Raw genomic sequence first — 19,678 nt, forward strand, 5'->3', positions numbered from 1 at the left:
TATCAATTGTGGTCACTCTCGGTCAATGTCGAGGTTCCGGCCAGCGCTCGCCACGCTCGACTGTGAAACACCTTCTGAACTGTGTGCATGACGTGGTCGTGGGCCTTGCGCCGCACAGCGGATACACAGCTTGCGTCAACGCACCGTCACGATGCGACAGCGCCGGTGGGTGCCAGCCGGTGACGCCGGGGTGACGCCGCCGCGCGCATCGTGTCGGCAGTCGTCCGGCTCGCGGCGCGGTCCACACCGCGCCGGCGGCCGTGGGGGGAGGCCCATCCATGGACCGTTCGCTGATCGTCGCGAAGGTGGTACCCAGCGCCGAGGCGCAGGTCGCCCAGATCTTCGCCGAGTCCGACGCGACGGAGCTGCCGCGCCTGGTCGGTGTCCGGCACCGTTCGCTCTACCGGCTGCACGACCTCTACGTGCACCTGTTGGAGACGGAGTCACCGACGCCGGGCGCGGTCGAGGCGGCCCGGGGGCACCCGGAGTTCGAGCGGGTCAGCGCGCGGCTGCGCCCGTACATCTCGCCGTACCTGCCGACCTGGCGGGAGCCCCGCGACGCGATGGCCCACTGCTTCTACCGCTTCGACGCGGACGCCCCCGTCGGGCGGCGGCCGTGACCGCCACCGCGCCCCGGGAGGGGGAGCTGTGGTCCCGCTGCGCCGGGTGCGCCTCGCTGCTGTACCGCAAGCGGCTGCGGCGCAACCTGGACGTCTGTCCGGAGTGCGGGGAGCACGCCCGGCTCGCCGCCCCCGAGCGGCTGCGCCAGCTGGTGGACCCGGAGTCGTTCGCCCCGCTGCCGGACCGGGCGGCCGAGGTGGACCCGATCGACTTCGTCGACGTGCTGTCGTACCCGCACCGGCTCAGCGCGGCCCGGGCCGGCACCGGGCTGGCCGAGGCGGTGGTCTGCGGCACCGCGACCATCGGCCGGCACCCGTGCGCGCTGGCCGTGATGGACTTCCGGTTCCTCGGCGGCAGCCTCGGCGCCGCCGTCGGTGAGCTGATCACGCGGGCGGCGGAGCGGGCGCTGGAGGACGGGTTCCCCCTGGTCCTGGTGACCGCCTCCGGTGGGGCGCGGATGCAGGAGGGCGCGCTGTCGCTGATGCAGATGGCCACGGTCAGCCAGGCGATCGCCGCGCTGCGCGAGGCCGGGCTGCTCACCGTCAGCGTGCTCACCGACCCCACGTACGGGGGCGTGGCGGCGTCGTTCGCCACCAACACCGACGTGGTGCTCGCCGAGAGCGGCGCCCGGATGGGCTTCGCCGGTCCCCGGGTCATCCGCCAGGTCACCGGCCGGGAACTGCCCGAGGGCTTCCAGACCGCGACCTTCCTGCTGCGGCACGGCCAGGTGGACATGGTGGTGCCCCGGCACGCCCTGCGCGGGCGGCTGGTGGCGCTGCTCGCCGCCGCCCGCGCCGGCCGCCGCCCGGGGCCGCGTCCCGCCGTACCCCGGCAGGCGCCCGCCGCCACGGCGCGCCCGGCCGTCGTCGCGGATCCGCCCGTGGTCGACGCGGCGCCGGCCGACGCCTGGGAGACGGTGCGGCTGGCCCGGCACCCCGGCCGACCGACCACACTGGACTATCTGGACAGCGCGTTCGAGGGGTTCGTCGAGCTGCACGGCGACCGGCTGGGCGGGGACTGCCCGGCGGTGGTCGGCGGCCTGGCCCGCCTCGACGGCCGGCACCTGATGGTGATCGGCCACCAGAAGGGCCACACCACCGGCGAGCTGGTGGCCCGCAACTTCGGCATGGCCAGCCCGGCGGGGCATCGCAAGGCGCTGCGGCTGATGCGGCTCGCCGCCCGCCTCGGCCTGCCGGTGATCACCCTGGTGGACACCCCCGGGGCCGACCCGGGCGTGGCCGCGGAGGAGCAGGGGCAGGCGGCGGCGATCGCGGAGAACATCCTCTCCCTCAGCATGCTGCCCACCCCGGTGGTCGCGGTGATCACCGGTGAGGGCGGCAGCGGCGGGGCCCTCGCGCTGGCCGTCGCCGACCGGGTGCTGATGCTCCAGCACGCCGTCTACTCGGTGATCAGCCCGGAGGGCTGCGCGGCCATCCTCTGGCCGGACCGCGGGGCCGCTCCGCAGGCCGCCCGCGCGCTGCGACTCACCGCCCCCGACCTGTGCCGGCTCGGCGTTGTCGACGCCCTCGTCCCCGAGCCGGTCCCGGCGGCGCACCACGACCCGGAGGCGACCGCCCGAGCGCTGCGGGAGGCGGTGCTGGCGCACCTGCTGCCGCTGCTCGACGTGCCGCCCGCCACCCTGGTGCGCCGCCGTCGCCAGCGCTTCCGGCGCTTCGGCGCGGCCCGCGCCGGCAGCCGGGCGGGTGACCGGTGAGCGCCGGGACGGTCCCGGCCGGCGCGCCGTCGGCCGCCGACGGCGCGGAGGCGGCGCATGAGGTGGACGCCGTGCTGGCCGGCCTGCGCCGGCACGCCCGGCAGCTCGTCGCCGAGGTCGCCGGCCCGGTACGCCGGGTGCGGCTGCGCAGCGGCGACACGGTGCTGGAGGTGGAGTGGCACGAAGCCGCCGCCGGGCAGGGGGTCGCCGCGACGGAGCCCGGCCGCGCCCCCGACGCCCCGGCGGTGGCCCCCGTGGCCCCGCCGCCGGCCCCCCGGCCCGCCCCGCCGGCCGGCCGGATCGAGGTGCGCTCGCCGATGGTCGGCACCTTCTACCGGGCGCCCGAGCCGGGCGCCGCGCCCTTCGTCACCGTCGGTGACCTGGTCCGGCCCGGGCAGGTGGTCGGCATCGTCGAGGCGATGAAGCTGATGAACGAGGTGACCGCCGAGCGGGCCGGCCGGGTGGCCGAGATCCTGGTCGACGACGGTCGACCGGTGGAGTACGACCAGCCGCTGGTCGCGCTGGACCCGGCCTGAGGTGGTGGGGATGTTCGAGAAGGTGCTCATCGCCAACCGGGGTGAGATCGCGCTGCGGGTGCTGCGCGCCTGCCGGGAGCTGGGCGTGCGGACGGCGGTGGTCTACTCCACCGCGGACGCCGACTCGGCCCCGGTCCGGCTGGCCGACGAGGCGGTCCTGATCGGACCGGCGTCGAGCCGGCGCAGCTACCTCAACGCCGCCGCCATCGTGGAGGCCGCCCGCCTGGTCGGGGCGCAGGCCGTGCACCCCGGTTACGGGTTCCTCTCCGAGGACGCCGACTTCGCCGAGATCTGCGCCGACAACGGGCTGGTCTTCATCGGCCCGCCGCCGCAGGTGATGGCCGCGCTCGGGGACAAGTCCTCGGCCCGGGCGCTGATGAGCCGGGCGGGGCTGCCGTTGCCACCGGGCAGCGTCAGCCCGGTGCCGACCGCCGAACGGGCCGCCGAGGTCGCCGCCGAGGTGGGCTACCCGGTGATCGTGAAGGCGGCGGCCGGCGGCGGCGGCCGGGGGATGACCGTGGTCCGCTGCCCGGCCGAACTGCCCCGGGCGTACGCGCGGACCCGCGCGGCCGCGCAGGCGGCCTTCGGCGACGACCGGGTGTACGTCGAGCGCTACCTGACCGAGGCCCGGCACGTCGAGGTGCAGTTGCTCTGCGACGGGCACGGCAACGGCGTGCACCTGGGCACCCGGGACTGCTCGGTGCAGCGGCGGCACCAGAAGCTGGTGGAGGAGGCCCCGGCGCCGGCGCTGTCCGCCCGGACGCTGGAGACGATCGCCGAGACCGCCCTGCGCGGCGTGCTCGAGGTCGGCTTCACCGGCGCCGGCACGATGGAGTTCCTGGTGGACGCCGAGGAGGCGTTCCACTTCCTGGAGATCAACTGCCGGATCCAGGTCGAACACCCGGTCACCGAAATGATCACCGGGATCGACCTGGTCCACGAGCAGCTGCACATCGCCGCCGGGCTGCCGTTGCGGCTGCGGCAGGAGGACGTCCGGCCGCACGGGGTGGCGGTGGAGTGCCGGGTCAACGTCGAGGACCCCGACCGCGACTTCGCGCCGACCCCGGGCCGGCTGGAGCGCTTCCTGCCGCCCGGCGGCCCGTTCACCCGGGTCGACACCCACGGGCACCCCGGCTACCTGGTCGGGCCGTACTACGACTCGTTGCTGGCCAAGGTGGCGGTCTGGGCGCCGGACCGGGAGCTGGCCCTGAACCGGCTGGAACGCGCCCTGGAGGAGTTCGACATCGCCGGGCCGGGGGTGCGCACCACCATCCCGTTCGTCCGGCGGGTGCTCGACGACCCCGCCTTCCGCAAGGGCCGCTACACCACCTCCCTGGTCGACCGCCTGCTCGCCGAACGGCACCCGACCGGGACCACCCCGCCGCCGCCCGCGGTCACCGTTCCACCCGAGGCCTGCCCGCCAGCGGCATCGTCGGCCGGAGCCGGCGTGCCCCGGTCCGAGGCCGGTGCGCCGGCGGCACCGGCCGGGCCACCACCCCCGGCGCTGCCCGCCGCGCGTCCCGCCGTCGTCGGGGCCGCGCTCCCGGCCCGAGCCGGCGGGACCGTACCCGGACCCCGTCCCACCGCCCGTCCGGTCGCCGCCACCGCGGCACCGGCCACCGACCAGTCCTGACCGCTTCCGAGGAGGACCCGATGACCGTCACCCACGGCCAGCCGCTCACCACCGAGATCACCGACATCCTGGTGGCGCACTGCGGCCTGGACGCCGACGCGGCCGCCCGCGCCCCCGCCGCCTCGCTGGAGGAGCTGGGCATGGACTCGCTGGCCCTGCTGGAACTCTCCGCCGTGGTGGCCGACCGGTGGCGGGTGCAGATCCCCGAGCAGGCCGGGCAGCTCAGCATCCCCGCCGTCGCCGACCTGGTCGCCCGCCGCGCCCAGCCACCCGGCCACACCGAGAACAGCATCATCATCGCCGCGCCCCTGCCGCTGGTCTGGGAGATCACCAACGACGTGGCGCGCTGGACCGACCTGTTCACCGAGTACGCCGCGGTGGAGATCCTGCACCGCGAGGGCGACACCGTCCGCTTCCGGCTCACCATGCACCCCGACGAGAACGGGATCGCCTGGAGCTGGGTCAGCGAACGCACCGCCGACCCGGCCAGCCGCCAGGTGCGGGCGCACCGGGTGGAGACCGGGCCGTTCGAGTACATGCGCATCCACTGGCGCTACAGCGAGGAACCCGAGGGCGTCCGGATGACCTGGGTGCAGGACTTCGCGATGAAGCCGACCGCGCCGGTGGACAACGCCGGCATGACCGCCCGGATCAACGCCAACAGCCGGGTGCAGCTGGCCGTCATCAAGGAGCGCATCGAGCGGGCGTACGCGGGAGGCGACGATGAGTGACAACACCACCGGACTGGTCGCCGCCCGCGACGTGACCGCCGACCGGCGGCGCGGCGGGGAACTGCGGGTGCTGCTCGGTCCGAAGACCGTCGGCAGCACGTCGGGCTTCATGGGGGTGGCGGCGCTGGCGTCCGGTGAGCGGATCGCCGAGCACTACCACCCCTACAGCGAGGAGTTCCTGTACGTCGCGCGGGGTGCCATCACCGTCGACCTGGACGACGAGCCGGTGGAGCTGGCGGCCGGCGAGGCGCTCTTCGTGCCCCGCAACGTCCGGCACCGGCTGCGCAACACCGGCGACGAACCCGCCGAGGTGGTCTTCCACCTCGGCCCCCTCGCACCCCGCCCGGAACTCGGCCACGTCGACACCGAACTGGTCGAGCAGCGGGGCGCGTCGTGACCGGGCGCCGCACGGTCGTCACCGGCGTCGGGGTGGTCGCACCGGGCGGCGCCACCCGGGACAGGTTCTGGAAGACCATCACCGAGGGGCGGACGGCGACCCGGCGGATCAGCTTCTTCGACCCGTCGCCGTTCCGCTCCCAGATCGCCGCCGAGTGCGACTTCGACGCCGACGCCGCCGGGCTCACCCTCGCCGAGCGGCAGCGCGCCGACCGGTACGTGCAGTTCGCGCTGGCCTGCTCCGCCGAGGCGCTGGCCGACAGCGGCCTGGACCTCACCGACGCCGAGCGGCAGGTGACCGGGGTGGTGCTCGGCACCGCCGTCGGCGGCACCATGGCCCTGGAACAGGAGTACGTCCGGGTCAGCGACTCCGGCCGGCACTGGCTGGTCGACCACTCCCTCGGCGGGCCGTACCTCTATGCGGCCCTGGTGCCGAGCAGCCTGGCCGCCGACGTGGCCTGCCGGCACGGGCTGCACGGCCCCGCCCAGGTCATCTCCACCGGCTGCACCTCCGGCATCGACGCCATCGGGTACGCCCACCAGCTGATCGTCGACGGCGAGGCCGACGTGGTGCTCGCCGGTGCCGCCGACTCGCCCATCTCCCCGGTCACCGTCGCCTCGTTCGACGCGATCAAGGCGACCAGCCCGGACAACGACGACCCGGCGCACGCCTCCCGCCCGTTCGACGCCGACCGGCACGGCTTCGTCCTCGCCGAGGGCGCCGCGGTGCTGGTGCTGGAGGAGTGGGAACACGCCCGCCGGCGCGGCGCGCACGTCTACTGCGAACTGGCCGGGTACGCCAGCCGCAGCAACGGCTTCCACATGACCGGGCTGCGGCCCGACGGGGTGGAGATGGCGCTGGCCATCAGCGACACGCTGCGGCAGGCGCGGCTGTCCCCGTCGGACGTCTCCTACATCAGCGCGCACGGCTCCGGCACCCGGCAGAACGACCGGCACGAGACGGCGGCGTTCAAGCGGGCGCTCGGCGAGTCCGCGTACCGGGTGCCGGTCAGCTCGATCAAGAGCATGGTCGGGCACTCGCTCGGCGCGATCGGTTCGATCGAGATGGCCGCCTGCGCCCTGGCGATCGAGTACGGCGTGGTGCCGCCCACCGCCAACTGGGCCATCCGGGACCCGGAGTGCGACCTGGACTACGTGCCCAACGTGGCCCGGGAGACCCCGGTGGACGTGGCGCTCTCGGTGGGCAGCGGCTTCGGCGGCTTCCAGTCCGCGATGCTCTTCCGCCGGCTGGCGGTGGCGGCGTGAGCGGCCCGGGCGGGAGGAGCGCCCGGGCGGTGGTCACCGGCATCGGGGTGGTGGCGCCCAGCGGCATCGGCGTCGACGCGCACTGGCGCACGGTGCGCGACGGCATCCGGCGCACCGGGCCGATCACCCTGTTCGACCCGGCGAGCTACCCGACCCGGGTCGCCGGCGAGGTGGCCGACTTCGACGCGGCGGCGTACGCCGACAACCGGCAGCTGGTGCAGACCGACCGGTGGACCCACCTCGGCTTCGCCGCCACCCGGCTGGCGCTGGCCGACGCCGGCCTGCCCGAGCGGGCCCCCGATCCGTACGGGTGGGCGGTCACCCTGGCCAGCTCGTCCGGCGGCAACCTGTTCGGGCAGCGGGAGCTGCAACGGCTCTGGGGCGGGTCGACCCGCACCGTCGGGGCGTACCAGTCGATCGCCTGGTTCTACGCCGCCAGCGTCGGACAGCTCTCCATCCACCACCAGTTCAAGGGACCGTGCGGGGTGCTGGTCGCCGAGACCGCCGGCGGCCTGGACAGCCTCGCCCACGCGGTGCGCACCGTGCGCCGGGGCACCCCGGTGGTGATCGCCGGGGCGACCGAGTGCCCGCTGAGCCCGTACGCGCTGGCCTGCCAGCTCCGCTCCGGGCTGCTCAGCGACGTCGCCGACCCGGAGGCGGCGTACCGGCCGTTCGACCGCTCGGCCGGCGGGTACGTGCCCGCCGAGGGCGGGGCGGTCTTCGTGGTGGAGGAGCTGGGCCACGCGCTGGCCCGGGGCGCCCGGATCTACGGCGAGGTCAGCGGGTGGGGGGCCACCCACGACGCCGCGCACACCGGCCCCGACACCGCCGGCGACCCGGACCAGTACGCCCGGGCGATGCGGCTGGCCCTGGACCGGGCCGGCGTCACCGCCGACGAGGTGGACGTGGTGCTGCCCGACGCGCTGGGCGTGCCCCGCTACGACCGCGGCGAGGCCGAGGCGCTGCGGGCCGTCTTCGGTGACCGGCCGCCGCCGGTGACCACCCAGAAGCCGCTGACCGGCCGGGCCCACCAGGGCGGGTCGGCGCTGGACGTGGCCACCGCGCTGCTCGCCTTCCGGCACGACGAGCTGCCCGCGTCGGCCGGCCCTGGGGAGCCGGCGCCCGGCTGCGAGCTGGACTTCCTGCGTACGCCCCGGCAGCCGCGCCACCGGGTCGCCCTGGTGGGCGCGCGCGGCTTCGACGGGTTCAACAGCGCGCTGGTGCTGCGCGGGGCGCCACCGGCGCCGAGAGCGGCGGGGGATTGACGTTCTCTCCGCCCTGACGGACGGAGATTCCCTGCACGCTGCGGGTGGAACATGCGGCGTCTGGGTGGATTACCGCTTCGCCGCGCGGTGCCGGCATCGCTGCTGGTCTGATCCGCGCTCCACGGTCGTTGAAGTCCGCCCGTCCGGCGGCCTTGATGTTTCTGGCGGCGTTGACGTCCCGGTCATGGGTTGACCCGCATGGGCAGGTCCAGGCTCGGACGTCGAGCGTCATCTTGTCGTTGATCCGGCCGCAGTGGGAGCACATGCGGGTGGACGGGAAGAACCGGTCCACCCGGGCGAAGGTACGCCCGTACCGGGCGGCCTTGTACTCCAACATGGCGGTGAAGCTGGCCCATCCCGCGTCGTGCACGGACTTGGCGAGCCGGGTCCGGCCGAGACCGGCCACGCACAGGTCCTCGACGTACACCGCTTGGTTGTCGCGGATGATCGCCGTGGAGAGTTTGTGCTGCCAGTCTCGCCGGGTGTCGGCCACCCGGGCGTGTGCCCTGGCGACCTTCACGACGGCCTTCTTGCGTCTATTCGATCCCGTGGTCTTGCGAGACAGGTCCTGCTGCAACCGCCTGAGCTTGCGGGCCGCGCGGCGCAGGAACTTCGGCGCGGCGATCTTCGTGCCGTCGGACAGCACTGCGAAGTGCGTCAGTCCCAGGTCCATGCCGACTTCCGAGTCCGTCTCGGGCAGGGGTTCGTCGGTGGTCTGCACGACGAACGAGGCGAAGTACCGCCCGGCCGCATCCTTGATGATCGTCACGGATGACGGGTCCGCCGGAAGCTGACGCGACCAGCGCAGGGGCACATCGCCGATCTTCGGCAGCCGCAGCCGTCCGTTGTCCAGCACTCTGAACCAGCTGTTCTTGGTGAACCGGATGGCCTGCCGGTTGTCTTTACGGGACCGGAACCGTGGCGGCGCCAGCTTGCGGCCCTTGCGCTTGCCCGAGATCGAGGCGAAGAAGTTGCGGTATGCCACGTTCAAATCGGCGAGGGCCTGTTGCAGCACCACCGACGACACCTCGCCCAGCCACGCCCGATCGGGCGTGGCTTTGGCCCGGGTGATGACCTGCTTGGACAGATCGCCGTCCGACAAGTACTCCTCACCGTTCTCCCGTGCCGTCTGCCGTGCCCGCAGCCCGTCGTTGAACACCACCCGGGCGCACCCGAACGACCGCGCGAAGGCTTTGCGCTGAGCGGTGTCCGGGTAGAGCCGGTAGTTGTATCGCAGCTGCACGAGCGCACCGTACTCGGTCCTTGTGACGAACTTTCGGCACGAGGTTCGGTGACCGGCACCTCGCCCCCGGTAGGGGAACACGGCCGCGTCGACGCCGGTCGCCGAGCGGTGGCCCCCCGCAGCCCGGAGGTGACCCGGCGCCGGCCGGGATGGCGGAGGATCGCGGGCATGGCGTACCTGTTCCTGCTGCTCGCGATCTCCGCCGAGGTGTTCGGCACCAGCCTGCTCAAGGCCACCGACGGGTTCACCCGGCTCTGGCCGACGCTCGGCCTCGCCGGGGCGTACCTGGCGGCGTTCCTGCTGCTCGCCCTGGCGGTGCGGGACATCCCGGTCGGGGTGGCGTACGCCGTGTGGTCGGGGCTCGGCACCGCGGCGATCGTGGCCATCGGCGCGGTCTTCCTCGGCGAGCCGCTGAGCGTGACCAAGGTGGTCGGCGTCGGCCTGGTCATCGCCGGCGTCGTGGTGCTCAACCTCGGCGGCGCGCACTGAGGACGGTGCCATCGGTCGCCGATCCGGATCAGGTGACGCTCCGGCGGAGCAGGCCGGTGCAGGGCCGCGGCACTAGGCTCGGGGCCATGCAGGACGCCGCCCTCCACGGCGCCCAGGTGCCCTCCCGCGACGCGATCCTCGACGCGGCCACGGCACTGATGGCGCGGCTCGGCTACGCCGGTACCTCCATCTCGAAGATCTCCGCCGCCTCCGGGGCACCGGTCAGCTCGATCTACTGGCACTTCGGCAGCAAGGACGGGATCTACCTCGCCGTGCTCCGCCGGGCCCGCCAGGACCTCGTCGGCTCGCTCCCGGGGACCCGGCCGGCCGGCGACACGGTGCGGGAGCGGCTCACCGCGTTCCTCGACGGCGCCGGCGCCGCGTTCGAGCATCATCCACACGACCTACGGCTGGTGCTCGGTCTCGGCATGCTCGAGGAGGGCATGGGTGCCGCGGCCATCGCGGAGCTGCGGCAGTACCGGTTGGCCCTGCGGCAGTGGGCCACCGATTCGCTCGGCCACGTCTTCGGCCTCGCCGACCGCCCGGCCGTCGCCGACGAACTCGCCCGTTTCATGCTGAGCGTGGTCGGCGGGACCGCGATGGCGCGCTGGTTCGACGGTCCGGTGACGCCGCTGCCCGTACCGCAGCTGTGCGTCGCCCTGCTGGCGCTCGCCCGCCATCACGGGCTGCCGGTGGACGAGGATCGGCCGTAGGCAGGCAGGACTTCAGGCTCGGGTGCGAGCGAGGCACCCGGTGCCTGCCGTCAGCGGCGCTGTCGTAGCACCCTGCCCCGCACCAGGTGCAACCCGGAAGCCGGCTCGCCATCCATTGACATCAATCGCTGCGCTGGTCATCCTGTCAGCAGGCAGTTACCGAACGGTCAGTAGCCATATATGTCCGGATGTGGCGCCGTTTGGGAGCAGCCAACCGAAGGAGGACGTGATGTCTGTCCGTAGGCTGACGTTGACAGTGGCTCTCGCGGTCGCCGTCGCCGGTACCACGGTCGTCGACATCCCGGTGGCGAGCGCCGGGGACGGTCGCGAGCAGCAGGTCGACGCGACTGAGACGAGGACCGTCCGGTACGGTCCGTGGACTCTTCCCGCCGCCACCGGCCACACCCACGACGAGATGGGGACCACCGGGAACCGACTGGACCTCAACATCGCCAAGCCGTGCGTGCAGTGCATGGTGACGGCGATCAAGCCGAACCTGGTGTACGAGGACGGCCGGAACGCGAACGTCAACACCGGTCCGATGCTGCACCACGCGGTCATCGGCCAGTTCGGCGAGCCGGACCTGGTGTGCCGTCTCGGCGGGCTGGGTCCGAAACGCGTGTTCTCGACGGGCAACGAACGGACCCCGGTGACGTTGCCCGCCGGCTACGGCATGCGGATCGACTCGGGCGACCGCTGGAGCATGGTGTACGACCTGATGAACCACGCTCACGAGGAGAAGAGGGTCTACATCTCCCTCGAGTACACCTACGTCACCGGTGAGGCCGCGCGGCGACTGACGCCGGTCACCCCGATGTGGTTGGACGTGGTCAGCTGCCTCAACCCCACCTTCGACGTCCCCGCCGGAAGTACCACCCGGACCGCACGGTGGACGTCGACGGTGAACGGTCGGATCGTCTACCTGAAGGGTCACCTGCACCACGGCGGCAGGACCATCACGACCACCAACGTCACCACGGGTCAACGAATATGCGCGGTCACCGTGGTGTCAGGTGGCTCACCGGAGTTCATCGACCCCCACGGCAACCCCGAGATCTCCAGCGCCCCACCCTGCACCGGCTCTCCGATCACGACCATCCGCCGGGGTGACGTCCTGGAGGTCGCGGCCCACTACGTCGCCGACCATCCGCACGAGAACGTCATGGGCATCATGACCGGCTGGATCGCGAAGGGCTGACGGCGCGGTCGACGGACGTCGGGTGGGCGGGCCGGCGCGGTGCACGGCCCGCCCACGCCCTCCGGCGTCATCCAGCGACCCCGCCCCCCGGCCGGTGGGCCGGACGGGGCGTACCCGGAAAGCGCGCAACCCCATCGGGACACCCCGATGTACGACGGTTCCGACCTGCGGAGAGTGCCATGTCAGCTCTGGATGGGAGCGCCCCCGTCGCCCGGTTGCGCCGCTCCCGGCCCTGGCGCCGGACCACGTGCTGGCTCCTGGCCCTGTTGGTTGTCTGGACGGCGATCTTCCTTGTCGCCCCGCACCTGCGCACCAGTGCGAGCGTCCGGCAGGTCGCGCTCTTCGCCCACCTCGCCGCGATGGTGCTGGGCTTCGGCGCGGTGTTGACGCTGGACTGGTTCGCGCTGATGTGGCTGCTACGACGCCGGGAGCTGGCGACCGTGATGCAGGTCGCGTACGGCGTCCACACGCCGGTCTGGCTCGGTCTGGGTGGCCTGACGGCCAGCGGGGTGGTCCTCGCCCCCGACACGTCCGCACCCTGGACCGTCGTCAAGCTGGTCGCGGTGTTGGCCGTGGCGATCAATGGCCTCTTCGCTCGGCAGGTGCAGGAGCGGTTGGCGGAACTGGACGGAAACGCCCCACCGCGCGGGGTCCTGCTGGCGGCGACCCTGGTCATGGTGACCTCCCAGGCCGGCTGGTGGACCGCCACCGCCGTCGGATTTCTCAACGCTCAGCAGTGAGGGGTGAGTTGCCGTGGCCCCTACACCTGGTGCAGGAAGAGCAGGCCGAAGGTGGCGGCGAGGGCGGCGCACCCGGTGACGGTGATGGTGCGAAGTCGCGCGGGCAGGTCGGCGTCCCAGCCCTCGACCGCCCCGGAGGCGCGGCGGATGAGCGGGGTGACGGCGCGCCCCGCGCCGAAACCGACACCGGCGAGCGCGGCGAGCTGCGGGCGCTGACCGGCGAGCAGGACCGCGACCGCGAGCACGTACGGGGCGGTGGCCGACAGGTACGTCCGCACGCCGGTGCCGAGTTCGAATCCGAATCGCAGCGCGCCGCGCTGCGGGCTGGGCCGCAGCACGTCCTGCGGCACCTGACGGGCATTCTGCGGCAGCGGGATGCTCACCACCTTGGCGTCCCGGAGCACTCCCAGCAGTGCCACCGCCACGACGGCCGCGTACCGCCAGGACACCGGCAGCGGCGCCGACAGCCCGGAGAGCGTCCCGAGGACCACCCCGCTGAGCAGGCCACCGGCGAGCAGCCCCAGGACGAACAGGGTGAGGAGCTCTCCCTGCGGATTCCGATCTCGCCGCCCGGGCGAGGCCAGCGCGTACGCGCTGTTGCGGGTTCAAACCGAGCCGGAGAGCGTGTAGCCGGCCAGCCCGCCGACCACCGCCCAGGTGAGCACGTGCCCGGAGGTGGCGGCGAGCAGCGCGCCGGCGGTGAACAGCGGGACGGGTACGAGCGGGTCGGTGGCCCAGCGGCGCAGCCGCCGAACGGGTCGTACGGGTGGCGACTGACCCGTCATACGGCGCCGCCGGTGAGCGTACGCCAGGTGCTCTGTCCCACGACGCCGTTGACGGCGAGCCCGTTCTGCCGCTGGAAGTCCCGTACCGCGGAGTCCGTCCCCGAACCGAAGACCCCGTCGACGGCCAGCCCGTACGCGTGCTTGTTGAGTTGCCGCTGCACGCCACGCACGACGTGTCCGGCGTACGGACGGTGCACGGTGGCCCCGACGATGGGCAGCCGCGGCCGGGAGTCGACCTCCCGGCTCAGCGTGATTCCGCCGGCCGACACGGTGGCCACGAGGACCGGCCAGGTCTGGGCGTCGACGACCCCGGTCGCCGGGATTCCCCGGGCCGACTGGAACTGCTTCACCCTGGTCTCGGTGCCGCTGCCGAAGCTGCCGTCCACAGTGGTGGAGTAGTGCCACGCGGTCAGCAGGTGCTGCACCGTGTAGACGTTCGGGCCCGCCTGGCCACGCCTGGTGGTGGGCCAGCTGACCGAGGTGAGGCAACCGCAGTCGGTGTTCCAGCGGCAGATCGACCTCACCCAGCCCGAGCTGGTCTGCCGGTACCCGTCGTGGCAGCGGCGCTCCACCGAGCAGGCGCACGCGCCGCACGCGCCCTGGTAGCGCCACAGCCAGCCGTCGTACGTGCCGGCGTAGCACTGGTTCGGCCGCAGTTTCCAGGTGGTGCCGTCGTTCTTGTGGAAGCCCGTGTGCGTCCCGCTGGTGTTGCAGGCGGCGGCGAAGATCGGGCTCGGTCCGCAGCCGGGGGAACAGTTCTGGTCGCTGGCGTAGCTCGGGCAGCTGCCGTAGATGTCGTATCCGTCGGCGTAGGCGCGGCGGGCGGCCGGGAAGATGCTCAGCGCGGCCATGCCCAGCGCGGTGCCGGCCTGCAGCAGCGTGCGGCGGGACAGCGCCCAGGACATGGTCAGGTCACTCCTGGTCCGGCCCACCCGCGGCAGCCGCCGGGACGCGGTGCCGGTACCCGGGTCCGATCCCCGCAGCGCGGGCACCGCGTCGAGGGTGGTCATCGCGTGCCTCCCCGTCGAATCGAGTGGACGGTGTCGTCGCCGGAAAGGTTGTCGACCTCGTCGAGCAGGCGGCGCAGCGCCACCGCGGAGCCGACCGGCTCGGACCGTCGGATCCGGCCGGTCGCGTCGATCACGACCGCGAACGGGGTGGCGATCGCGTCGTACCGGTCGAACAGGTCCGCCTGCTCGCCGAGGACGGTCAGCGGCAGGTCCGCCGCTCGTGACGGGACGGTGTCGCGATAGAGGACCCGAAGCACGACGTCGGTCCGTCGGATCTGTTCGGCGGCCGCGTCGAGCAGTTGGTCGCAGGTCGCGCAGCCGGGATCCAGGAAGAGCAGGACCAGGGTGGCCGGGGACGGCGGTGCCAGGTCGCGGAACCGGGGCGCCGGCGAGCCGGGCCGCAGGCCGACGGACCCGGGGCGGCCGACGGTGCCGGTGGACAGGGCGTGCACCTGACGTACCAGGCCGGACACCACGAGGGCCAGCAGCAGGATCGCGATCCAGCTCAGGATCAGCGCGCTCGTCTGGAAACTCATCCGGGTACGCCTCCTCGGGTCACCCCGGCCGCCGGCCGGTCCGGGGTCGGGTCGTGCATCGCGGCGGGCAGGTGCGCCAGCAGCGCGGTGAACGTCGCCGCGGCGAGCAGGACGATGGTGAGTGAGGTGCCGGCCCGCCCCACCGGCACGACCGCGCCGGAGAGAAGTGATCCGAGCAGGGCCAGGCCGGCGAGCGTGGACGCGCGCGCCACCACCCAGCCGGTCATCGGCACTTCGACCCGCGAGCACCCGCAGGGGACGGCCCGCCCGGTCGACCGGACGTACCGGCCGTAACCCGCGTAGGTGGCGAGCAGCGCGACGCTGCCGGCCAGGACCACGCCCAGCAGCCGGCCACCGTCGTCGCGGAGCAGGGCGACCACTCCGGCCACGCCGAGCAGGCCCTCGGCCGCGATGACCACCGCCGCGACGGTGGACGGCGCGGGAACCACCCGGTGGGCGGCCAGCGCCGTCGACAGCGCCGCCGGCTTCGAGAGGTGCTCACCGCAGGCGAGGAGCAGGGTGAGCAGCACGGTGTACGTCGCGACGCTGGCCACCAGAGCGGACACGACGACCTACCCGGCCGACTGGACGCGTAGCCCGTCCACCAGGTCCGGTACCCGGTCGAGCACCGTGTCGGCCAGTGGCAGCACGGTCACCCAGGTGTCCGCGGCGGCGAGCACGAAGTAGGGCCTGCCGTCCGAGAGCGTGTCCCGGAAGAGTTCTCCCGCCCGGGTCCGCAACCCTCGCCACGACGGCAACTGTCGCGTGCGCTCCGCGGTGAGCGGCGTCATGTCCAGCAGGCCGAGCCCGGGCACCTGCTTGAGCACGGTTGCCGGCGCCGCGAACCGGCTGCCGGCCCTGGTGTCCGGGCGCACGATGACGCCGTCGTCGTGCTCGGTGATCCGCAGGGTCCGCAGCATCGCCAGCAGCTGCGCGGTGGAGGCGCCGTACAACTGGGTGAGGAAGCAGTACCGGCGCCCTCGCCACGCCGCCACCAGCCGGTCCTCGGTCAACCGGATCTGCGCGTCGTACGACCGGGCGCGCGCCGTCAACAGGGTGCCGCCCTGATAGGACAGCTTCTCGTCGAAGTCGTCGACGCCGAGCGCCTGTGCCAGTTCGTCGGCCAGGCCGACCGAGCCGGCCGTGAACTCGTGCCGCCGGCCGGCGATGGCCAGCTCTACCACCGAGGTGAACGGCGCGCTGAAGTCGAGTGGGCCGTTGAGCCGGAACCGCCGGCCGTCCATGGCGCGGTGTGCGACAGATGCCTCCGCGGCTGCCATCCCCACCACCTCCCCCCGTGGGTGCGGCATGTGGTGGCCTCACATCATCCGCGCCACAACTATCTCTGACAAGCCCAACGTGCCTGCTCGTGTCACCGCACCCCCGGGAATCACTCATGCCGACGGTTCTGCTCGCTCTCCCGGCTGTCGTCATTCCGTCATTGATTTCCACGCGGATTCCGCTGAGGCCGGAGCGTTGAAAAGCCCGATGAGCGTACGGATATTTCCAGTAGAGGACCGACACGTCCGCTTCCAGCGACAACTGTCCAGATCGTGCCGTGCCGTATGTCGCGCCGTAGTGACGGCTGTCCTGTCGCGACCGGCGGGGTGGGCGGCGTCGGGCTCGCTGCGCCGCCGCCGCTCCGGCGGATCGGCCGGGGGCGTACATCTCGGGGATCCGGGCCGTGCTCCGTCACTGAGTGGTGTGTGACCAGGCCGAAAGGCCGAACCCGAGGCGGTCACCGGACGCCGCGGCGCCTCGTCTCGACTCCGGGCGCCCGGCGGCCCAGCCAGCGCTGTCCCGACCCAGCGGACGCGCCTGATCCTGCCTGTCCGATCGATTGTCGGCAATCCGGCCGGCCGCTCTTTCTGATCTAGCCATTTGCATCTAGCAATGGGTTTCCGGCGTGTCGTAGGGTTCCGACAGCACCCCGAAAGACGCACCTGATGGGCGGATTGCGCCCTATTTGACGCTGGGCGGTGGGCGGCAGTGACCATGGATCGTCCGACGGAAGATTCTACGGCGACAGACCCGGGTTGGGTTGACGAAATATTTTTAACAGGCCGTTCAACTGACGTTTGTCTTCGTCTGCCGGAGCCGGTCGACCGGGGCACCCTGCGTCGCCTGGTCGGCGAGGCACAGGCCCGTCTCGCCGCGGCCGGACTGCGCCCCGGCGGCGCCGCCGCGCTGCGGCTGCCGCCGTCGCTGGCGTACGTGGTGAACCTGCTGGCGACCTGGCGCACCGGCGCCCAGGCGGTGCTGCTCGACCACCGGCTCACCGACCACGAGGTGGACCGGGCGCTGGAGCGGCTCACCCCGCAGGTGGTCGTCGCGCCGGTGCGCACCGGCGGCGGCGCGCTGCGGATCTTCGTCGACGTCACCGAGGGCGTCACGCCCCACTCGGACGCCCCGGCCACCAGCGGCCACGCGGTGATCCAGCTCAGCTCGGGCTCCACCGGGCCGTCCAAGGTGATCGGCCGCACCGCGGTGGACCTGGTCGCCGAGGTGCGCCGCTACACCCGGATCGACGGAGTGGCGCTGCCCGGGGAGCGGATCATCCTGCTGCCGTCCATGGTGCACGTGCTCGGCCTGGTCGGCGGCCTGCTCTACGGCCTGCACGCCGGCGTGGAGCTGGTCCCGCCGGAGCGGCTCGGCGGCGACGCGATCCTGGCCGCCGTCGCCGCCCAGGACACCCCGGCCACGGTGCTCGGCGTGCCCTTCCACATCGGACTGCTCGCCTCCACCCGCCCGGACGGCCCGCTGCCGCAGTTCAAGCGGATGACCACCGGCGGGGAGCTGGTCCCGGCCGCCACCGCGCAGGCGTTCGCCGACCGCTTCGGCGTCCCGCTGGGCAACATGTACGGGATGACCGAGGTCGGCGTGATCGGCACCGACCTGTACGGACGGCACCGCCCCTCGATCGCCCCCGCCCCCGGCATCGAGGTCCGGGAGTCCGGCGGCGAACTCTGGGTGAGCTGCCCGGCATCGCCGTACGTGGGCCTCAGCGACCCCACCCTCTGGGCCGACGGTTGGCTGCACACCCGCGACGCCGGCACCGTCGACCCGGCGACCGGCCTGGTCACCGTCAAGGGCCGGCTCGACTCGCAGGTCTCCGTCGGCGGGATGAAGGTGGACCTCACCGAGGTCGAGGCCACCCTCACCGGGCTGCCCGGGGTGGCCGCCGCCGTGGTCGTGTACGACGACGGCATCACCGCGTACGTGCAGCCCGACGGCCCGCTGTCGGAGGAGGTGCTGGACAAGCTGCTCGCCGAGCGGCTCGCCGGCTACAAGCGCCCCCGCACCCTGCACCTGGTCGACCAGTTGCCCCGGACCACCACCGGCAAGCTGGTCCGCTCGGTCACCGCGCTGCGGGCGGCGGCCCCGTGACCGGCCCGCTCGGCGAACACCCGGGCACCGGCCCGCTACTCCAACCGCACCGACACCTCGACCTCGCCGTGGGCGGCCGGTTCCGGGCCGGCGCCCGGATACCCGTCGACCGCGACCGCCAGCACCAGCCCGGCGCCGCACCCCGGGTGGCCGACCTGGACGCCGGCCCGGTCGGGCAGCGGGCGCAGCAGCTCGCGCGGGTGCTCGGGCACCGGCATCAGCCGGCGCAGGCCACCGGCGCGCAGCCCCCGGCCCAACGCCTTGCCGACCGCCTCCTTGGCCGTCCAGAGCAGCAGGAACGCCTCGACCCGGGCGGCGTCCGGCAGGTCGCCCAGCCAGGCCGCCTCCGGCGGGGCGTACCAGCGGTGGGCCAGCGCCAGGGCGGGCAGCGGGCGACGCCGCTCGACGTCCACCCCGATCGGACCGGCCCGCCGGGCGGCGACCACCACCACCCCCTCGGCGTGGCTGACGCTGACCGGCAGCGACACGGCACCGGCCCGCACCCAGGGCCGCCCGTCGGGCCGGCGGCCCACCCCGACCTCCCGTTCCGCCCGGCCGAGCAGCGTGCACCCCGCCCGCCGCAGCAGCCGGCGCGCCACCGCCGGCCGGCCGCCGGGGGCAGCGCTGACCCACACGTGCACGGTGTCCCGACCGGACACCGGTAGCTCGCCCACGAAGAGAGGTTAAAGCCATGCGAGACGAGGTCCGCACCTTCGTCATCGAGCAACTCGAGGACATGAACTACGACGTCGAGGGGATCGACGACGAGACCACCCTCGGCCCGTCCGGGGTCGACCTGGAATCCCTGGCCCTGGCCGACCTGTCCGTCCGCGTCGAGGACCGGTACGGCCTGAAGTTCGCCGACGACGAGTCGGAGAAGCTGGCCCTGATGACGGTCGGCGAGTTCACCCGCATGGTCGCCGACCGGGTCGCCGGGTCGACCAGCGACAACCGCTGATGTCCGGTCAGCCCGACCTGGGGCGAGCTGACCTGGTGAGCATGCTCGCCGAACTGACCGCGAAACCCGTCGACCAGGTGCCGCACCGGGTCGGCTCGATGGAACTCGCCTGGCTCGTGCACCTCGTCGAGCAGCGCTACGACCGGCGGCTGGACCTCACCGACGACCAGCTCGCCGGGATCCGCACCGTCGACGACGCTCTGGCGGTGTTCCGCACCTCCCTGACCAGCCCCGCAGATGGCTGAGCGGGAGCCCGTACCGATCTCCGGCATCCATGCGGTCAGCGCCCTGGGCAGGGGCGCCGACACCCAGCTCGCCGGGGTGCTCGCCGGCACGCCGGCGTTCCGGCCGGTACGTCGCTTCGACACCACCGGCCGCCGGGTGACCGTCGCGGCCACCCTGCCCGACGTCGGGACCCTGCCGGACGAGCTGGCCGACGCGATCGACGCGGCGTGCC

Annotated in this window: 22 protein-coding genes and 2 pseudogenes; 16 read left to right on the forward strand and 8 right to left on the reverse strand. The window is 73.4% G+C overall.

What is annotated here, in order from left to right:
• The first annotated feature begins 278 nt into the window (after window positions 1-278).
• The 8 genes and pseudogenes from KBX37_RS22065 to KBX37_RS22100 all read left to right on the forward strand — a co-directional run bounded on the left by KBX37_RS22065 (window position 279) and on the right by KBX37_RS22100 (window position 8,162).
• Window positions 279-620: a TcmI family type II polyketide cyclase gene (locus KBX37_RS22065; protein WP_210777824.1), complete on the forward strand. Its 342-nt coding sequence runs from the start codon at window positions 279-281 to the stop codon at window positions 618-620.
• Window positions 617-2,335: an acetyl-CoA carboxylase carboxyltransferase subunit alpha gene (locus KBX37_RS22070; protein WP_210777825.1), complete on the forward strand. Its 1,719-nt coding sequence runs from the start codon at window positions 617-619 to the stop codon at window positions 2,333-2,335. Before KBX37_RS22065 ends, KBX37_RS22070 begins: the two co-directional genes overlap by 4 nt.
• Window positions 2,332-2,871, forward strand: coding sequence for an acetyl-CoA carboxylase biotin carboxyl carrier protein (accB, locus tag KBX37_RS22075; protein ID WP_210777826.1), 540 nt, complete (start codon window positions 2,332-2,334; stop codon window positions 2,869-2,871). Before KBX37_RS22070 ends, accB begins: the two co-directional genes overlap by 4 nt.
• Window positions 2,872-2,881: 10 nt before the next feature.
• A pseudogene (locus tag KBX37_RS22080) lies at window positions 2,882-4,228 on the forward strand (acetyl/propionyl/methylcrotonyl-CoA carboxylase subunit alpha); the annotation flags it as partial.
• Between the two features lie 296 nt (window positions 4,229-4,524).
• Window positions 4,525-5,235, forward strand: a complete 711-nt coding sequence (locus tag KBX37_RS22085; protein WP_210777827.1) for an SRPBCC family protein — start codon at window positions 4,525-4,527, stop codon at window positions 5,233-5,235.
• Window positions 5,228-5,632, forward strand: coding sequence for a cupin domain-containing protein (locus tag KBX37_RS22090; protein ID WP_210777828.1), 405 nt, complete (start codon window positions 5,228-5,230; stop codon window positions 5,630-5,632). The genes KBX37_RS22085 and KBX37_RS22090 overlap by 8 nt, the downstream gene beginning before the upstream one ends.
• Complete coding sequence (locus tag KBX37_RS22095; protein ID WP_210777829.1) at window positions 5,629-6,897, forward strand: beta-ketoacyl synthase; 1,269 nt, start codon at window positions 5,629-5,631, stop codon at window positions 6,895-6,897. Before KBX37_RS22090 ends, KBX37_RS22095 begins: the two co-directional genes overlap by 4 nt.
• Window positions 6,894-8,162 (forward strand): beta-ketoacyl synthase N-terminal-like domain-containing protein, encoded by a 1,269-nt coding sequence (locus KBX37_RS22100; RefSeq protein WP_210777830.1) that lies wholly within the window; start codon window positions 6,894-6,896, stop codon window positions 8,160-8,162. The genes KBX37_RS22095 and KBX37_RS22100 overlap by 4 nt, the downstream gene beginning before the upstream one ends.
• On the opposite strand, the gene KBX37_RS22105 is transcribed toward KBX37_RS22100, so the two are convergent.
• The gene (locus KBX37_RS22105; RefSeq protein ID WP_210777831.1) at window positions 8,104-9,405 is read right to left on the reverse strand and encodes an RNA-guided endonuclease TnpB family protein; all 1,302 of its coding nucleotides are present in this window, start codon (window positions 9,403-9,405) and stop codon (window positions 8,104-8,106) included. The genes KBX37_RS22100 and KBX37_RS22105 overlap by 59 nt on opposite strands.
• A 168-nt stretch (window positions 9,406-9,573) precedes the next feature.
• Between KBX37_RS22105 and KBX37_RS22110 the strand changes: the two genes are divergently transcribed.
• From KBX37_RS22110 to KBX37_RS22125, 4 genes are all read left to right on the forward strand, one after another.
• Window positions 9,574-9,894 (forward strand): multidrug efflux SMR transporter, encoded by a 321-nt coding sequence (locus KBX37_RS22110; protein WP_210777832.1) that lies wholly within the window; start codon window positions 9,574-9,576, stop codon window positions 9,892-9,894.
• An 86-nt stretch (window positions 9,895-9,980) separates the two neighbouring features.
• Window positions 9,981-10,607 carry a TetR/AcrR family transcriptional regulator gene (locus tag KBX37_RS22115; RefSeq protein ID WP_210777833.1) on the forward strand — a complete coding sequence of 209 codons (627 nt, stop codon included), beginning with the start codon at window positions 9,981-9,983 and terminating at the stop codon, window positions 10,605-10,607.
• Between the two features lie 229 nt (window positions 10,608-10,836).
• Entirely contained in the window at window positions 10,837-11,805 is a 969-nt protein-coding gene (locus tag KBX37_RS22120; protein WP_210777834.1) for a hypothetical protein, read from the forward strand.
• Window positions 11,806-11,984: 179 nt separating this feature from the next.
• Window positions 11,985-12,545 carry a hypothetical protein gene (locus tag KBX37_RS22125; RefSeq protein ID WP_210777835.1) on the forward strand — a complete coding sequence of 187 codons (561 nt, stop codon included), beginning with the start codon at window positions 11,985-11,987 and terminating at the stop codon, window positions 12,543-12,545.
• 20 nt (window positions 12,546-12,565) lie between these two features.
• Here the strand turns inward: KBX37_RS22125 and KBX37_RS22130 are convergent, their stop codons facing one another.
• The 6 genes from KBX37_RS22130 to KBX37_RS22155 form a co-directional block, all read right to left on the reverse strand.
• Window positions 12,566-13,036 carry a hypothetical protein gene (locus tag KBX37_RS22130; protein ID WP_210777836.1) on the reverse strand — a complete coding sequence of 157 codons (471 nt, stop codon included), beginning with the start codon at window positions 13,034-13,036 and terminating at the stop codon, window positions 12,566-12,568.
• Between the two features lie 114 nt (window positions 13,037-13,150).
• Window positions 13,151-13,330: a hypothetical protein gene (locus KBX37_RS22135; RefSeq protein WP_210777837.1), complete on the reverse strand. Its 180-nt coding sequence runs from the start codon at window positions 13,328-13,330 to the stop codon at window positions 13,151-13,153.
• Entirely contained in the window at window positions 13,327-14,340 is a 1,014-nt protein-coding gene (locus KBX37_RS22140) for a peptidoglycan-binding protein (protein ID WP_210777838.1), read from the reverse strand. The genes KBX37_RS22135 and KBX37_RS22140 overlap by 4 nt, the downstream gene beginning before the upstream one ends.
• Entirely contained in the window at window positions 14,337-14,876 is a 540-nt protein-coding gene (locus tag KBX37_RS22145; RefSeq protein WP_210777839.1) for a hypothetical protein, read from the reverse strand. The genes KBX37_RS22140 and KBX37_RS22145 overlap by 4 nt, the downstream gene beginning before the upstream one ends.
• The gene (locus KBX37_RS22150; RefSeq protein ID WP_210777840.1) at window positions 14,873-15,442 is read right to left on the reverse strand and encodes a MauE/DoxX family redox-associated membrane protein; all 570 of its coding nucleotides are present in this window, start codon (window positions 15,440-15,442) and stop codon (window positions 14,873-14,875) included. The genes KBX37_RS22145 and KBX37_RS22150 overlap by 4 nt, the downstream gene beginning before the upstream one ends.
• 6 nt (window positions 15,443-15,448) lie before the next feature.
• Window positions 15,449-16,156, reverse strand: a complete 708-nt coding sequence (locus KBX37_RS22155) for a hypothetical protein (protein WP_210777841.1) — start codon at window positions 16,154-16,156, stop codon at window positions 15,449-15,451.
• 715 nt (window positions 16,157-16,871) lie between these two features.
• Here KBX37_RS22155 and KBX37_RS22160 point away from each other — a divergent pair.
• Window positions 16,872-18,263, forward strand: a complete 1,392-nt coding sequence (locus KBX37_RS22160; protein ID WP_210777842.1) for a class I adenylate-forming enzyme family protein — start codon at window positions 16,872-16,874, stop codon at window positions 18,261-18,263.
• Window positions 18,264-18,298: 35 nt separating this feature from the next.
• Here the strand turns inward: KBX37_RS22160 and KBX37_RS34690 are convergent, their stop codons facing one another.
• Window positions 18,299-18,937, reverse strand: coding sequence for a 4'-phosphopantetheinyl transferase superfamily protein (locus KBX37_RS34690; RefSeq protein WP_210777843.1), 639 nt, complete (start codon window positions 18,935-18,937; stop codon window positions 18,299-18,301).
• 17 nt (window positions 18,938-18,954) lie between these two features.
• On the opposite strand from KBX37_RS34690, the gene KBX37_RS22170 reads away from it, so the two are divergent.
• The 3 genes and pseudogenes from KBX37_RS22170 to KBX37_RS22180 form a co-directional block, all read left to right on the forward strand.
• Entirely contained in the window at window positions 18,955-19,221 is a 267-nt protein-coding gene (locus KBX37_RS22170; protein ID WP_154936435.1) for an acyl carrier protein, read from the forward strand.
• A complete protein-coding gene (locus KBX37_RS22175) occupies window positions 19,221-19,466 on the forward strand; it encodes a hypothetical protein (RefSeq protein ID WP_088961673.1) in 246 nt (81 codons plus the stop codon). Before KBX37_RS22170 ends, KBX37_RS22175 begins: the two co-directional genes overlap by 1 nt.
• Window positions 19,459-19,678, forward strand: a pseudogene (locus KBX37_RS22180) (beta-ketoacyl-[acyl-carrier-protein] synthase family protein); the annotation flags it as partial. The gene KBX37_RS22175 and the pseudogene KBX37_RS22180, both read left to right, overlap by 8 nt.

The organism is Micromonospora sp. U56 (assembly GCF_018070095.1).
GTDB classification, from domain to species: Bacteria; Actinomycetota; Actinomycetes; order Mycobacteriales; family Micromonosporaceae; genus Micromonospora; species Micromonospora purpureochromogenes.